Below are 13,946 nucleotides of genomic sequence, written 5' to 3'. Positions count from 1 at the left end.
CCGCCCTCGGCGCCATCAACGCCAGCCGTAAACTCAACTCATAGTCATTCCGCGTTAGTGAATGTCCGACGCTTCCGGGCACGTTGAAAATCTCGTCATCGTTGGCTCAGGGCCTGCCGGCTACACCGCTGCCATCTACGCCGCACGGGCCAACCTGCAGCCGCTCCTGATCACAGGGTTCCAGCGGGGAGGCATCCCTGGCGGCCAATTGATGACCACCACCCACGTGGAGAACTTTCCGGGGTTCCCCGATGGAATCCTCGGTCCAGACCTGATGGACCTGATGAAAGCCCAGGCCGTGCGCTGGGGCACCCACCTGATCGAAGCCGATGCAGACCGGATTGACCTGAACCAGCGCCCCTTCCGCATCGAAGCTGACGGAGAGACGATCCAGGCCCATGCCGTGGTCATCGCCACCGGTGCCAGTGCGAACCGGCTTGGCCTGCCCACAGAGGAGCGCTATTGGAGCAGTGGCATTAGTGCCTGCGCGATCTGCGATGGGGCCACCCCGCAGTTCCGCAATGAGGAACTGGCGGTAGTTGGGGGTGGTGATTCCGCTTGCGAGGAAGCGGTCTATCTCACCAAGTACGGCAGCCACGTCCATCTGATCGTCCGATCCGACCAATTCCGAGCGAGCGCCGCCATGGCCGATCGCGTGATGGCCAATCCAGCCATCACGGTGCACTGGAACAGTGAGATCGAAGATGTGGCAGGCGGAGAGTGGATGGAATCCCTCACTCTTCGGGACCGGGTGACCGGAGAGACCCGCTCCCTCGCGGTGCGAGGCCTGTTCTATGCCATTGGCCACACTCCGAACACCGATCTGCTCAAGGGTCAGATCGAGTTGGATGGGAAGGGTTACCTGGTCACCGACTCAGGGCGCCCGGAAACCTCCGTGGACGGGGTGTTTTCAGCCGGCGACGTGGCCGACGCCGAATGGAGGCAAGGCATCACTGCCGCCGGCAGCGGCTGCAAAGCGGCCCTGGCAGCGGAGCGCTGGCTCAGCCACCACAACCTGGCCACCCGCGTCGCCAGAGCATCCGTGGAGCCGGCCCAGGCAGAACAACCCGTGAATGTGGCCGTCACAACCGAGGAGAGCTACGACCCCCAGGGGCTGTGGCAAAAAGGCAGCTTCGCCCTCCGCAAGCTTTATCACGACAGCGACAAGCCGCTGCTGGTGGTTTACACCTCACCCACCTGCGGTCCGTGCCACGTGCTCAAGCCACAGCTGCAGCGTGTGATCACCGAGCTCGACGGTGATGCCCAGGCTGTTGTGATCGACATCGAAGCCGATCAGGCCATTGCCGAGCAGGCGGGAGTGAGTGGAACGCCGACGGTGCAGCTGTTCCACAACAAAGCTATGGTGAAGCAGTGGCGGGGCGTGAAGCCCCGCAGCGAATTCAAGGCTGCGATTGAGTCCCTTGCTGCTTAACGACGACGCGGTCCCCCTGGTCGGTTGCCACCCGGGCGGCCACCAGGGGCACCTGCATTGCGTTCCCGGTAGGTGATGCGGCCGCGGGTGAGGTCGTAGGGGCTGATCTCCACCAGAACCTTGTCGCCGGCGAGCAGCTTGATGCGGAACTTGGTGAGTTTTCCGGCGGCCCGGCACAGGCATTGGTGACCAGCAGGCTGCTCAAGGGTGACCAGATAGAACCCATTTCCCTGTTCCTTCTCGATCACGCCCGAGGTTTCGATCATGCGCCGCTGGCTTATCTGAAGTACAGCCACTTTAAAAGGGCACCTTCAAGCCCGCTTCTGCCTCTTGTGCTTCTAGGCTCCGCGGGTTCTGCCTGCCCTGCCGTGCTGCTGCCTCCGATCACCATGGACCTGGGCCTGCTGCTGATCTCGATTGGCGTTGTCAATCTGTGGAGGGCCCGCGAAAACGCCGGTTGACCACCCTGCTGTTCAACAAGCCCTACGGCGTCCTCAGTCAGTTCACCCCTGAGGCAGCTAGCCGCTGGCGTTGTCTGGCTGAGTTCATCAATGTGCCTGAGGTTTATGCCGCAGGACGATTGGACGCAGACAGCGAAGGTCTTCTGTTGCTGACTGATCAGGGTCGCCTTCAGCAACGCCTCACCGATCCGCGTTTCGGCCACTGGCGCAGCTACTGGGTCCAGGTGGAGGGACAACCGGACGATGCGCAGTTGAATCGGTTGCGGGAGGGGATTGAGATTCAACGCAAGCGAACCATGCCGGCACGGGTTCGCTGGCTGCAGGGAGAGGAGATGCCAGACCTTCCAGAACGGGATCCTCCGATTCGGGTTCGCGCCACCATTCCCACCAGTTGGCTTGAGCTGTCCCTGAGGGAAGGCCGCAACCGCCAGGTGCGCCGCATGACTGCCGCCGTGGGCCTGCCAACCCTGAGGTTGGTCCGCTGTCGCATCGACCTGATGGACGGAAAGGCTGAACTTGATCTGAAGGATCTACCAGCTGGACGCTGGCGGCCGGTCACCAACGCTGAACAGGGCCGGCTGAACCGCCTGCTCAGCAGCAGCCGGCCCCGGAGCCGGATGGCGCGCCGGGGAGCTGACCGACGAGGGTGACAGCACGAAATTCAATGCCCTCCACCGTTCGCCAGGGCTGTTCACTGCGATCGGCAAAAGACACCTGCTCCAGACCCAGCTGACGGAAATCCGCCAGAAACTCGTCTTCCTGCCAGGCACCACTGATGCAGCCACTCCACAGGTCCGGATCCTGCTGGAGATGCATCGGCACCGGCTTGTCGCAGACGATGTCGCTGATGGCGACACGGCCTCCCGGGGCCAGCACCCGGCGGATGTTGGCCAGGAGCCGCTGCCGAGAGGACGGATTCACCAGGTTGAGCACACAGTTGCTGAGCACCACATCGATGCTGGCGTCCGGCACCAGCGGTTCAGCAGCGTCGTCCTGCTCATCCAGCGCTTCGATGGCGCCCTCAACAAAACGGACATTGCCGTAGCCGATGGCCTCGGCCACCGCCGGCGCCGCCTGACGCGAGAGGCTCAGCATGTCGGGATTGCGATCAACCCCCAGCACAGCCCCGTCCGCTCCAACGACCTGGGAGCAGATGAAGGCGTTCTTGCCGCTACCACTGCCCAGATCCAGCACGCGATCACCCGGGCGAACCCAGCGGGTGGGATCGCCGCACCCGTAGTCACGTTCCACCACCGCATCGGGAATCACCTGAAGCAGTGCCGGATCGAACCCAACCGGCGTGCACAGGCAAGCCTCACGCTCGTGGGCAGCCGCGCCGTAGCGGGCATCCACGGCTTCGGACTGATCCACTGGTTCTGAAGACGAGCAGCAGGACTCCGCCATCAGCCGAAGGCCTCCTGAAGTTCACGGACGACGTTCCACTGGCCGTACCAGTAGTTGGCCTCCGCACGGCGGGCGGGGTCTTCGAGCCCGTCGATTGCATCAGGGCCGACGCTCTTCCACAGCTCATGACCGCAGGAACGGGTCAAGCCCTGCTCCGCTTCATCGGTGAGCAACTGCAGCCGACGCTGCAGATTCTTCAACTGAGCAACTGCCATCGAACCAGCCCTGACCCCTCAATAGTACAAAAGAACTAAGCAAACACAAGCGGCTCAGAACGGCAGCTTTTTCTTGGCGTCCTTGTCCAGATCGGCCTCCATCTCCCGCAGCCGTTTCAGGATCGTGTCGTAGTACTCGCTGATGTAACTCTCCATCTCGGTGGTCTCCGTGGGCTCAAGACCGAAGGCGGCGTAGCTGGTCTCCATCGGGGCGTCCAGGGCCTGGCCGCCACCCGTCACCTCTGCGAAAGAGAGGCGCTCCGCCACGTTCACCGCTGGTTCAAAGAACGAGGCCACGCCCTGCATCAGCTTGATCAAGAACGGCTGAACACGGAACACCCGGGCGGTCTTGCCACTGCAGCGCTCACAGAGCTGAACCAGTTCACCGGTGTTCCATGGCTTCGGCCCCACCACCGGGTAGGTGCCGCGAATGGTTTCCTGACGCTCCAGGGCGGCCACGGCGAACCGGGCCATGTCCTGGGAGTTCATGTAAGCGATTGCCGTCGGACTGCCACTGACCCAGACGGTCTGACTCTCCAGCACAGGAATGGCGAACTGACTGATCACCCCCTGCATGAAGGCTGCGCCCTGCAGGATCGTGTAGTCGAAATCAGACGACTCCAGCAGGTTCTCGGTGCAGGCCTTGATGTCCATCAGCGGCACCGAGCGATGCCGATGGGCACCGAGCAGGGAAAGAAAGACGAAACGTTTGACCTCAGCACGCTCGCAGGCCCGCAGCAGATTTAACTTTCCGTCCCAGTCGGTCTCGTAGACGCTGTGGGGATCGGTGGGGCGACTGGTGGAGGCATCGATCACAGCATCGACATCATCCAGGGCGTAATCGAGGCTGTCGGGCTCCAGCAGGTCACCGCGGGTCAACTCGCAACCCCACTCCTGCAAAAAGGACGCCTTTCTAGGGGTCCGAACCATGCAGCGCACGTCATGTCCGGCGTCAAGGGCACGGCGGGCTATCTGTCGTCCAAGGGTGCCCGTGCCACCCAACACCAGAACCTGCATGGGGCCCTCGCTTAGAAGTCGTGGAGCCTAAGTGGCTCGCGTGACAAGAGGGGGATCAGTCCCCCTGAAGCTTGAGGAGAAGGGCGCCACCAGCCAGACCCACGGGGATCAGCACCCAGAAAATGGCGGCAGTGCCGAAAATCTCCGAAGCCATGGTGTTGTCAGGTCGTTCGTTGGTCCATTAAAAGCCCTTCCCCCTGAACAGTGGCGCAGATCTGTAACAGCTCGGGAAGATCGGCATCGGTGCGCACCTGACCAGCCATCACGCCACTGGGCCAGGCCTGGTGTCCACGGCTGCGAAGGGCATCAACGAGGCGTTGCAGCGGTGGTGGGCCTGATCCGCAACGGCGGGCCAGCTCGGCGGTCGACCAGACCTGCACCAGCCCCCCCGGGTCGGCCTGGAGTCGCTGCAACAATCGCCGCGTGGCCGGGGCCAGCGGCACAGGACTGCCACTCAGTTCCTTCAGGATCTCGATCTCCTGCAACGGTCCCAGCCAGAGCGGGCCACTGATGGCCCAGCGCCCCTGCTCCGCTGGGCAGTGACAGGCCGGCCAGTTACGCAGACGCAGCAGGGACTGGCTCTGCTGGGCACCACAGGTTCCGCAACGGGCCAGCAGACCCAGTTGCGCTTCCTCACCGGGTTGAAGCTGCCGGGCCAGACGGATCGCCAGACGAAAGGTGCGACCGTCGCTGAAATTCAACAACGGTTGGATTCCGCGGCCCAGCAACCAGGCCTGTCGTGCCAGTAACCCCAGCTGTTGGCGCAGCGCCAGCTCCCAGCTGGCGGGATGGGCCCGCGCGGCTGCTCCGAAACTGCGGATCGCGCCGCAACGGTCATGGCCGGTGGGAGAACGACCATCCGTACTGGCCAGAACAAGAATTCCCTCCGGCGCAAGCACCTGCAGGGCTGGCTGGAGCAGGGCACCCGGCTGGCCGAAGGCATCCAGATCAATCAGATCAAAGCGATGCCCCTCCAGCTGGGCCTGGCACAACAGTCGCTCGGCGGGGACGTTGCTGCAGGTCGCCGCTGCCAACGGCCGGAGGTTGTGCTCCAGCAGGGACCGCCGATCGCCATCGGCATCGTTCACCACGATCTCCGGGGGCATCGAACAGGCTGCGCCAGCCTCCAGCCCCCAGCGCAGCGCACGGATGCCGCATCCGGCCATCAGATCAAGCCACTGGAGGGGTTGTTCGCGGGTTGTCGTCCTGGCCTGATGCCAGGCCAGCAGCACCGAACAATCCCGGGCCGGCCGAGAGTCGCGGCGGAAGAAGCCGTCACCGAGCAGCAGCTCGGCTGCCCCCTCGCGATAGTGAGGTTCCGGATCGACCAGTGCTTTGACCACCACTGCTCACCAGACTGCCGACTGGGGTGACCAGGCCCTCTGGCGTTGGAAGGGCTGGTCGTGCCACTGGAGAATCCTGGGCCCAGAGCATGGTCCGGCGATAGTTCTGCTGCATGGATTCGGAGCTGCCAGTGGCCACTGGCGCAAGACGGCTCCACGACTGGCAAAAGAAGGCTGGCGCGTGTTCAGCCTGGATCTGCTGGGATTCGGAGCCTCCGACCAGCCGACGATCCCCATGGACAACCGCCTCTGGGGACGACAGGTGAACGCCTTTATCGAACAGGTGGTGCAGCGACCTGCCGTACTGCTGGGCAATTCCCTGGGGGCCCTGACGGCCCTGACCGCCGCCGTGCTCCAACCGGAACTGATCCGCGCTGTGGTGGCCGCACCGCTGCCGGACCCAGCCCTGATCCAACCGATCCCATCACGACGAACGCCCTGGCGACGCCGTTGGCAACGGCGCCTCGTGGGATTGGTTCTGAGGCTGCTGCCCCTCGAGCTGCTGGTGCCCCTGATCGCCCGCTCAGGTCTGCTCAGATCGGGCCTCCAGGGGGCTTACCACCAATCGATCGCTTCGGATCGGGAGCTGCTGCAGCTGATTGCCCGACCAGCGCGCCGCCCGACTGCTGCCCGCGCTCTTCGGGCGATGAGCATGGGCATGGCCCTGCGACCGCGGGGGGCAACGGCCCCGGCCCTGCTGAAGCAATTGAAATGTCCATTGCTGTTGATCTGGGGACAGCAGGATCGATTTGTGCCCCTGAGCGTGACCCGACAGATCCACGCCTGCCGACCCAACACCGAACTGCAGGTGATCGATGCCTGCGGCCACTGCCCCCATGACGAACGTCCGGAACAGTTCGTTGCCCTGGTCCTGCCGTGGCTGGACCGTAACTTGGGTGTGTGAGATCGGCCGGGAACGACCAGCAGCGATGAAACACACCCTTTCGGTGCTGGTGGAGGACGAATCCGGCGCCCTCAGTCGGATCGCCGGACTGTTCGCCCGCCGCGGCTTCAACATCGACAGCCTGGCGGTGGGTCCTGCCGAGGCCGAACGCCAATCGCGCCTCACCATGGTGGTGGAGGGAGATGACCAGACCCTCCAGCAAATGACCAAACAGCTGGACAAGCTGGTGAACGTGCTTCAGGTGCTCGACCTGACGCAACGGCCTGCCGTGGAGCGGGAACTGATGCTGCTGAAGGTGTCCGCCCCTGCCGAGACACGGAGCGCGGTCTTCGACCTGGTGCAGGTGTTCAGGGCCAAGGTGGTGGATGTGGCCAACGAAGCCCTCACCCTGGAAGTGGTGGGGGATCCCGGAAAACTGGTGGCCCTGGAGCGCCTGATGGCGCCCTTCGGGATCCTGGAAATTGCCCGCACCGGCAAGGTGGCCCTGGAGAGGGCGTCGGGAGTGAACACCGAGCTGCTGAAGGTGTCCCCCAGCGAAAACCGGGTGCCGGCCTGAGCTCAGTCGCTCAGGCGAGCCGTTTCAATGCGATCCCCCTGCTCGATCATGTCCACCAGCTCCAGACCTTTCGCCACCCGACCAAAGACGGCGTAACGGCCATCCAGCTCCGGCAGCGGACGCAGGGCGATGTAGAACTGCGCACTGGCGGAATCAGGCGCCTGGGAACGGGCCATGGCCACGGCGCCACGCTCATGTGTCAAGACCAGGTTCTGGAGTTCGCTGGGGTTGCTGCTGACCCGGCTGTAGCGCGGTGCGTCTTCGCCCTCGAAACTCAGCTCCAACGGAATCATCCGCGCCAGACCGTTGGAGGGATCCACAAAGCTGCCGGTTCCCAGCTGACTGAGGGGAACGGAGCGATCGCTGGACTGGGGATCACCCCCCTGGACCACGAAAGGAACAGGCTCGCGAACCACGCGGTGGAACATGGTGCCGTCGTAGGTCCCGCGACGCACCAGATCAACGAAGTTGCCGGCCGTGAGCGGGGCGGCATCACCATCCACCTCGATGGTGATGTCACCACGACTGGTGCTCATCAGCACGGTGGCCTTTCCTTGCAGGCAGGCGGCATCCGCATCAGCGCAACCACGGGACACCTCCGCTCTCGGTGAAGGGCTGCAGCTCACCATCAGGGGCAGCAACAGCAGCAGGGACCAGAGAACAAAACGACGCATGGGTTCAGAGACCTTCGAGGTTGACGCCGAGGAAACGGGCCAATTCGGCACCGTCCTGCTCCAGTTGGGCCAGGGGCAGCGGCTCACCCACACGGGTCAGCGGCAGGTCTCGCCGGCCCTGGATGCGCAGGGCCACCCGGCGCCGGGCATTGAAGCCATCACGGACCTCCACCTTCACGGCCTTCACGTCCTTCATAGGAATCTCCACCAGAACCGGCTGGCGAAAGCCACGGCGGCTGACGGTGACCACCCCGGCGGCCTTGTCGAAGCGGTTGCTGCCGCCGCCGACGTTCACAGCGATCACGTACCAGAGGTACGTGGCCAGCAACGCTGCAGCGATGCTGTAAAGCCCCATCACCAGACCCTGAGGCACGAAAATCAACGCCGCAGGGTGGCCGATGGGCAGCAGATCACGGCCCAGATAACTGGAGAGTGATGCCAGCAGGAAACCGATGCCGCCGATGCTGACGGCAGCAGCGACCAAGTAGTTCGACAAACGCCTGGAGCCGAGCACCGGCTGCTCGAGCACTTCTGCGGACATGGGAGACCCGAAAGTGCTGCCCATTGTGTATGCAGATGACGTCACTCCGGGCAACCCGAAGAAATCCCTAAGAAACAATGCGATACAAGGGATTTCAGCTGATGCAAACAGCCCCCGCGACACCAGCTGAGATTGTTAAGGTCGCTGGCGTATCCCACAGCCTGCGGTTCACCGCACCGTTCACCTCTCATGACGATCGCTGTAGGACGCGCGCCTCAGCGGGGATGGTTTGACATCCTCGATGACTGGCTCAAGCGCGACCGCTTCGTTTTTGTCGGCTGGTCCGGCATTCTTCTCTTCCCCACGGCCTATCTGGCCATCGGTGGCTGGCTCACAGGCACCACCTTTGTCACCTCCTGGTACACCCACGGCATCGCCTCCTCGTACCTGGAAGGTTGCAACTTCCTCACCGCCGCTGTGTCCACCCCCGCTGATGCGATGGGTCACAGCCTCCTGCTGCTCTGGGGCCCTGAAGCCCAGGGTGACTTCGTTCGCTGGTGTCAGCTCGGCGGCCTCTGGGCCTTCGTGGCCCTGCACGGCGCCTTCGCGCTGATCGGCTTCATGCTGCGTCAGTTCGAAATCGCCCGTCTGGTCGGCATCCGCCCTTACAACGCCATCGCCTTCTCCGGTCCGATCGCGGTGTTCGTCAGTGTCTTTCTGATGTACCCCCTCGGCCAGAGCAGCTGGTTCTTCGCGCCCTCCTTCGGTGTGGCTGCGATCTTCCGCTTCCTTCTCTTCCTCCAGGGCTTCCATAACTGGACCCTGAACCCCTTCCACATGATGGGCGTCGCCGGCATCCTCGGCGGTGCACTCCTCTGCGCCATTCACGGCGCCACCGTGGAAAACACCCTGTTTGAGGACGGCGAGCAGGCCAACACCTTCAAGGCGTTCGAGCCCACGCAGGAAGAAGAGACCTATTCCATGGTCACCGCCAACCGCTTCTGGAGTCAGATCTTCGGTATCGCCTTCTCCAACAAGCGCTGGCTGCACTTCTTCATGCTGTTCGTTCCTGTGATGGGCCTGTGGACCAGCTCCATCGGCATCATCGGCCTGGCCCTCAACCTGCGCGCCTATGACTTCGTGTCACAGGAAATCCGCGCTGCAGAAGATCCCGAATTCGAGACCTTCTACACCAAGAACATCCTTCTTAATGAAGGACTGCGTGCCTGGATGGCACCGGCTGACCAGCCGCACGAAAACTTCGTCTTCCCTGAAGAGGTTCTGCCCCGTGGTAACGCTCTCTAATCCCGGTCTTGGCGCCACTGGCGGCAAAGACCTTGACTCCACCGGCTATGCCTGGTGGTCCGGCAACGCCCGTCTGATCAACCTGTCCGGCCGTCTGCTGGGCGCCCACGTGGCGCACGCTGGCCTGATGGTGTTTTGGGCCGGCGCCATGATGCTGTTCGAGGTGAGCCACTTCACCTTCGACAAGCCCATGTATGAACAGGGCTTCATCTGCATGCCCCACGTCGCCACCCTTGGCTACGGCGTGGGCCCCGGCGGTGAGGTCACTGATCTCTTCCCCTTCTTCGTGGTCGGTGTTCTGCACCTGATCAGCTCGGCCGTTCTCGGCCTTGGCGGTCTGTACCACGCCCTGCGCGGTCCGGAGATCCTGGAGAACTATTCCTCCTTCTTCTCCCAAGACTGGCGCGACAAGAACCAGATGACCAATATCATTGGTTATCACCTGATCCTGCTCGGCGTCGGCTGCCTGCTGCTGGTCTTCAAGGCCATGTTCTTCGGCGGCGTCTACGACACCTGGGCCCCCGGCGGCGGTGACGTCCGCATGATCACCAACCCAACCCTGGATCCGGGCGTGATCTTCGGTTACCTGACCCGCGCCCCCTTCGGTGGCGAAGGCTGGATCATCGGTGTGAACTCCATGGAGGACATCATCGGTGGCCACATCTGGTTGGGCCTGACCCTGATCTTCGGTGGCATCTGGCACGCCATCACCAAACCCTTCGGCTGGGTGCGTCGCGCCTTCATCTGGAACGGTGAGGCCTACCTGAGCTACAGCCTCGGCGCCCTGAGCTTCATGAGCTTCATCGCCTCGGCCTACATCTGGTTCAACAACACCGCCTATCCCTCCGAGTTCTGGGGCCCCACCAACGCTGAGGCATCCCAGGCTCAGAGTTTCACCTTCCTAGTGCGCGACCAGCGCCTTGGCGCCAACATCGGTTCCGCCATGGGCCCCACCGGCCTGGGTAAGTACCTGATGCGTTCACCCACTGGCGAAATCATCTTCGGTGGTGAAACCATGCGCTTCTGGGACTTCCGTGGTCCCTGGCTGGAGCCCCTGCGTGGCCCCAACGGTCTCAGCCTCGACAAGCTGCAGAACGACATTCAGCCCTGGCAGGTGCGCCGTGCGGCTGAGTACATGACCCACGCTCCCAACGCCTCGATCAACTCCGTTGGCGGCATCATCACCGAGCCCAACTCGGTGAACTACGTGAACCTCCGCCAGTGGCTGGGTGCAACGCAGTTCGTGCTCGCCTTCTTCTTCCTGGTTGGTCACCTCTGGCACGCCGGCCGCGCTCGCGCTGCTGCTGCTGGCTTCGAGAAAGGCATCGACCGCAAGGCTGAGCCTGTGCTCGGCATGCCCGACCTCGACTGATCCAACGGTTTTTTTCAACCGATCGATAGTCCTCAAGCTTCCGCCTTTCGGCGGGAGCTTTTTTGTTGGCACGAAATCGTAATTATTTTGAGTTGATTTATTCACTAAATCGTGCCGACCTTGATTTCTTAGCCTGTACTGGTGGCTCCAGTGGCATTGAAGGAAGGCGACAACGAAGGCTTGAACACCCGGGTGATCCACCACGGCGACAGCTTTGCGGGGGACACCGGCACGGTGATGCCGCCGATCTTTCCGACCAGCACCTTTGCCCATGGCAACGCCGGCGGGTTTGATTACACCCGCTCGGGCAACCCCAACTTCCGCATCCTCGATGGGGTGCTTGCCTCGGTGGAAGGCTGCGCCCACGCCACCGTCTTCGCCTCCGGCGTCAGCGCCATCACCGCTGTGGTGTCGCAGCTGAAGCAGGGTGATCTGGTGCTGTGTGAGGAAAACCTCTACGGCTGCACCGTGCGGCTGTTCGAGCAGGTGTTCGCCAAGTTCGGCCTGCGCACCGCCTGGGTGGACTTCACCCAGGCCGCAGCACTGAAGGAGATCCAAGACCAGAAGCCGGCGATGGTTTGGCTGGAGAGTCCCACCAACCCCCTGCTCAAGGTGATCGACCTGGAGGCGGTCTGTGCCATCAGCCAACCCCTCGGCATCCCCGTGGTGGTGGACAACACCTTCGCCACCGCCCTGGTGCAGCGCCCCCTGGATCTGGGCGCCACCCTCTCGCTCACCAGCACCACCAAATACATCAACGGCCACTCCGATGCCCTCGGCGGAGCCGTGTGCACCAACGATCCCGAGTGGCACCAGAAGATGGTGTTCTCCCAGAAGGCCCTGGGCCTGCAGCCCTCCCCTTTTGATTGCTGGCTGATCACCCGCGGCATCAAGACCCTGCCGCTGCGGCTGAAGCAGCAGATGGCCAATGCCGCAGCCCTCGCCGATCAACTGGCTGGGCACGCCAAGGTGAATTGGGTGCGTTACCCCCACCGCAGTGATCACCCTCAGCATCAGGTGGCGACCCGTCAGATGCGCGCCGGTGGGGCCATCGTGACGGTGAGCTTCAACGCCAGCCAGGAGCAGACCTATGCCCTCTGCAAACAACTGCGCTGGTTCACCATGGCCGAGAGCCTTGGGGGCATTGAAAGCCTGATCTGCCACCCCGCCACCATGACCCACGCTGCAGTGTCGGCCGAGGTGAAGGCCAGACTGGGCATTGACGACGGACTCGTGCGCTTCTCGGTAGGCTGCGAAGACCTCGCCGATCTGCAGGCCGATCTGGACCAGGCCCTGGAGCTGCTGGCGTGAGTCCCCGCGATCTGCTGAGCGATCCCTGCTGGCAGGGCTCAGATCTTGGCCATCCCCTGCCGGATACCACCCACGCCGTGTCGATGGCGTTGCCGCGCTGGCAGGACGTGATCGCCTATGAGGAAAAGGATCCCGCCTGTCGCCAGGCACTGCAGACGATTTACCCGCGCTTCGGGCTGCACCCTCTGCTGCAGACGCTGACCGCCCGGATGGCCGTGGATGGTTTGACCGCCTGGCCCTTCGCCACAGAAGCCGCCGCCCGCGCCGCCCAGGCCCACTGCCAACGCAAGGCACCGCAGGCCCACAACCAACTGACCAACTTCGGCCCCTTGGTGGCATTGCACACTGATGCCGGCGCCACGCCCCATGCCAAGGCCTTCTGGCAGCACACCGGTCTCGGCGCCTCCTCCCGTCAGGCTGCGGTGGCGCTGGGGTTGGAGGCCGCCCCTTCAGCAGCGGAGGCGGACGCCGCCAGAACTGCTGTCTGCCAGCGCCTGGGTGCCATCCACGGCATCGAGGCCCAGCGGATCAGCCTGCATCCGGCGGGGATGGCTGGCCTGCATGCCGCACTGACCGCCATTCAGCATCTGCGTCCACAGCGCCCCACCCTGCAGCTCGGCTTTCCCTATGTGGATGTGCTCAAGCAACCGCAGGTGGTGTTCCACGGCGGTGAGCTGTTGCAGACCAGCGACCAGGCGCAGATCGCAGCGACCTTGGACCGGCTCAACCCCGCCGCGGTGATCGTGGAGCTGCCCAGCAATCCGCTGCTGCGCTGTGTGGACCTGCCGATGGTGAGCGAGATCGCCCACTCCCGGGGGATTCCTGTAATCGCGGACGACACCATCGGCACCGGCATCAACCTCAATGCCCTGCCCTATGTCGATCTGATCTTCACCTCGCTCACCAAAAGCTTCGCCGGCCGCGGGGATGTGATGGGCGGCAGCCTGCTGGTGAGCCCCCACTCCCGCTGGAGCCCAGACCTGCAGGCGGTCATTTCAACCCCAGCCCCCCTGGGGGATGGTGATGCGATGGCCCTGGAGCAGGCGAGTCGAGACGTGAGCCAACGGGTTCCGCTGCTGGATCGCCACTGCCTGCAGCTGGCGCAACACCTGGAACAGCACCCGGCTGTGCGCCAGGTGCTGCACCCAAAGGACTGCGCCAATTTCACGACCCTGATGCGCCCCAACGCCGGCCACGGCTGCCTGCTCTCCTTTGTGCTGAACGACGCCACCAGGGCGCAACAAGTGTTCGATGCCCTGCGGGTGAGCAAGGGGCCAAGCCTGGGAACCCACTTCACCCTGGCTTGTCCGTACACCCAGCTGGCCCATTACGACGAACTGGACTGGGCAGGCCAATGCGGCGTGCCGGCCCATCTGCTGCGAGTCTCCGTCGGTCTGGAAGATCCTGACGAGCTCTGGCAACGGTTCGAACAAGCACTGAAACCGTGAAGAGAAAGCAGAGACTCTGAAAA

The 13,946-nt window shown here is 63.5% G+C and carries 16 protein-coding genes; 8 read left to right on the top strand and 8 right to left on the bottom strand.

The features are described from left to right. The first annotated feature begins 61 nt into the window (after window positions 1-61). Window positions 62-1,432 carry a thioredoxin-disulfide reductase gene (trxB, locus tag SynA1528_RS03340; protein ID WP_186587690.1) on the top strand — a complete coding sequence of 457 codons (1,371 nt, stop codon included), beginning with the start codon at window positions 62-64 and terminating at the stop codon, window positions 1,430-1,432. On the opposite strand, the gene infA is transcribed toward trxB, so the two are convergent. Further along, complete coding sequence (infA, locus tag SynA1528_RS03335; RefSeq protein WP_006041809.1) at window positions 1,429-1,698, bottom strand: translation initiation factor IF-1; 270 nt, start codon at window positions 1,696-1,698, stop codon at window positions 1,429-1,431. The two genes, trxB and infA, sit on opposite strands and share 4 nt — an antisense overlap. 191 nt (window positions 1,699-1,889) lie before the next feature. Between infA and SynA1528_RS03330 the strand changes: the two genes are divergently transcribed. Beyond that, a complete protein-coding gene (locus tag SynA1528_RS03330; RefSeq protein WP_286187884.1) occupies window positions 1,890-2,543 on the top strand; it encodes a pseudouridine synthase in 654 nt (217 codons plus the stop codon). On the opposite strand, the gene SynA1528_RS03325 is transcribed toward SynA1528_RS03330, so the two are convergent. Genes SynA1528_RS03325 through SynA1528_RS03305 form a run of 5 tightly spaced genes read right to left on the bottom strand, consistent with a single transcriptional unit; the run spans window position 2,485 to window position 5,875 of the window. Then, a complete protein-coding gene (locus tag SynA1528_RS03325; protein WP_186587688.1) occupies window positions 2,485-3,297 on the bottom strand; it encodes a methyltransferase domain-containing protein in 813 nt (270 codons plus the stop codon). The genes SynA1528_RS03330 and SynA1528_RS03325 overlap by 59 nt on opposite strands. Then, the gene (locus SynA1528_RS03320) at window positions 3,297-3,512 is read right to left on the bottom strand and encodes a DUF8669 family protein (protein WP_186587687.1); all 216 of its coding nucleotides are present in this window, start codon (window positions 3,510-3,512) and stop codon (window positions 3,297-3,299) included. Before SynA1528_RS03320 ends, SynA1528_RS03325 begins: the two co-directional genes overlap by 1 nt. 54 nt (window positions 3,513-3,566) lie before the next feature. Continuing rightward, a complete protein-coding gene (locus tag SynA1528_RS03315; RefSeq protein WP_186587686.1) occupies window positions 3,567-4,529 on the bottom strand; it encodes an NAD(P)H-binding protein in 963 nt (320 codons plus the stop codon). Window positions 4,530-4,584: 55 nt separating this feature from the next. After that, the gene (gene petM / locus SynA1528_RS03310) at window positions 4,585-4,683 is read right to left on the bottom strand and encodes a cytochrome b6-f complex subunit PetM (protein ID WP_011127550.1); all 99 of its coding nucleotides are present in this window, start codon (window positions 4,681-4,683) and stop codon (window positions 4,585-4,587) included. A gap of 7 nt (window positions 4,684-4,690) precedes the next feature. Further along, the gene (locus SynA1528_RS03305; RefSeq protein WP_186587685.1) at window positions 4,691-5,875 is read right to left on the bottom strand and encodes a N2,N2-dimethylguanosine tRNA methyltransferase; all 1,185 of its coding nucleotides are present in this window, start codon (window positions 5,873-5,875) and stop codon (window positions 4,691-4,693) included. Here SynA1528_RS03305 and SynA1528_RS03300 point away from each other — a divergent pair. Continuing rightward, window positions 5,865-6,776, top strand: coding sequence for an alpha/beta fold hydrolase (locus SynA1528_RS03300; protein ID WP_186587684.1), 912 nt, complete (start codon window positions 5,865-5,867; stop codon window positions 6,774-6,776). The genes SynA1528_RS03305 and SynA1528_RS03300 overlap by 11 nt on opposite strands. Before the next feature lie 25 nt (window positions 6,777-6,801). Beyond that, complete coding sequence (ilvN, locus tag SynA1528_RS03295; protein ID WP_186587683.1) at window positions 6,802-7,332, top strand: acetolactate synthase small subunit; 531 nt, start codon at window positions 6,802-6,804, stop codon at window positions 7,330-7,332. A gap of 2 nt (window positions 7,333-7,334) precedes the next feature. Here ilvN and SynA1528_RS03290 read toward each other — a convergent pair whose 3' ends face one another. Then, window positions 7,335-8,006 (bottom strand): peptidylprolyl isomerase, encoded by a 672-nt coding sequence (locus tag SynA1528_RS03290; protein ID WP_186587682.1) that lies wholly within the window; start codon window positions 8,004-8,006, stop codon window positions 7,335-7,337. A gap of 4 nt (window positions 8,007-8,010) precedes the next feature. Then, the gene (locus SynA1528_RS03285; RefSeq protein ID WP_186587681.1) at window positions 8,011-8,547 is read right to left on the bottom strand and encodes a photosystem I assembly protein Ycf4; all 537 of its coding nucleotides are present in this window, start codon (window positions 8,545-8,547) and stop codon (window positions 8,011-8,013) included. 189 nt (window positions 8,548-8,736) lie between these two features. On the opposite strand from SynA1528_RS03285, the gene psbD reads away from it, so the two are divergent. The 4 genes from psbD (at window position 8,737) to SynA1528_RS03265 (ending at window position 13,923) form a co-directional block, all read left to right on the top strand. After that, on the top strand, window positions 8,737-9,792 hold the full coding sequence (gene psbD, locus SynA1528_RS03280; RefSeq protein WP_011127544.1) for a photosystem II D2 protein (photosystem q(a) protein): 1,056 nt from the start codon (window positions 8,737-8,739) through the stop codon (window positions 9,790-9,792). Beyond that, window positions 9,776-11,164 (top strand): photosystem II reaction center protein CP43, encoded by a 1,389-nt coding sequence (gene psbC, locus SynA1528_RS03275; protein ID WP_011127543.1) that lies wholly within the window; start codon window positions 9,776-9,778, stop codon window positions 11,162-11,164. The genes psbD and psbC overlap by 17 nt, the downstream gene beginning before the upstream one ends. 141 nt (window positions 11,165-11,305) lie before the next feature. Continuing rightward, window positions 11,306-12,475 (top strand): trans-sulfuration enzyme family protein, encoded by a 1,170-nt coding sequence (locus SynA1528_RS03270; RefSeq protein WP_286187883.1) that lies wholly within the window; start codon window positions 11,306-11,308, stop codon window positions 12,473-12,475. Then, window positions 12,472-13,923, top strand: coding sequence for a PLP-dependent transferase (locus tag SynA1528_RS03265; RefSeq protein WP_186587680.1), 1,452 nt, complete (start codon window positions 12,472-12,474; stop codon window positions 13,921-13,923). The genes SynA1528_RS03270 and SynA1528_RS03265 overlap by 4 nt, the downstream gene beginning before the upstream one ends. Window positions 13,924-13,946: the final 23 nt, after the last annotated feature.

Source organism: Synechococcus sp. A15-28 (assembly GCF_014280175.1).
Lineage (GTDB): Bacteria > Cyanobacteriota > Cyanobacteriia > PCC-6307 > Cyanobiaceae > Parasynechococcus.
The sequence above is the reverse complement of the archived record's forward strand: the minus strand, read 5'-3'. Positions and strand labels throughout refer to the sequence as shown.

Bases quoted from the DNA above. Each gene is read 5' to 3' on its own strand.
- petM (WP_011127550.1), bottom strand. From the start codon at position 4,683: ATGGCTTCGGAGATTTTCGGCACTGCCGCCATTTTCTGGGTGCTGATC.
- SynA1528_RS03315 (WP_186587686.1), bottom strand. From the start codon at position 4,529: ATGCAGGTTCTGGTGTTGGGTGGCACGGGCACCCTTGGACGACAGATA.
- ilvN (WP_186587683.1), top strand. From the start codon at position 6,802: ATGAAACACACCCTTTCGGTGCTGGTGGAGGACGAATCCGGCGCCCTC.
- SynA1528_RS03285 (WP_186587681.1), bottom strand. From the start codon at position 8,547: ATGTCCGCAGAAGTGCTCGAGCAGCCGGTGCTCGGCTCCAGGCGTTTG.
- psbD (WP_011127544.1), top strand. From the start codon at position 8,737: ATGACGATCGCTGTAGGACGCGCGCCTCAGCGGGGATGGTTTGACATC.
- trxB (WP_186587690.1), top strand. From the start codon at position 62: ATGTCCGACGCTTCCGGGCACGTTGAAAATCTCGTCATCGTTGGCTCA.
- SynA1528_RS03320 (WP_186587687.1), bottom strand. From the start codon at position 3,512: ATGGCAGTTGCTCAGTTGAAGAATCTGCAGCGTCGGCTGCAGTTGCTC.
- SynA1528_RS03325 (WP_186587688.1), bottom strand. From the start codon at position 3,297: ATGGCGGAGTCCTGCTGCTCGTCTTCAGAACCAGTGGATCAGTCCGAA.
- infA (WP_006041809.1), bottom strand. From the start codon at position 1,698: ATGATCGAAACCTCGGGCGTGATCGAGAAGGAACAGGGAAATGGGTTC.
- SynA1528_RS03290 (WP_186587682.1), bottom strand. From the start codon at position 8,006: ATGCGTCGTTTTGTTCTCTGGTCCCTGCTGCTGTTGCTGCCCCTGATG.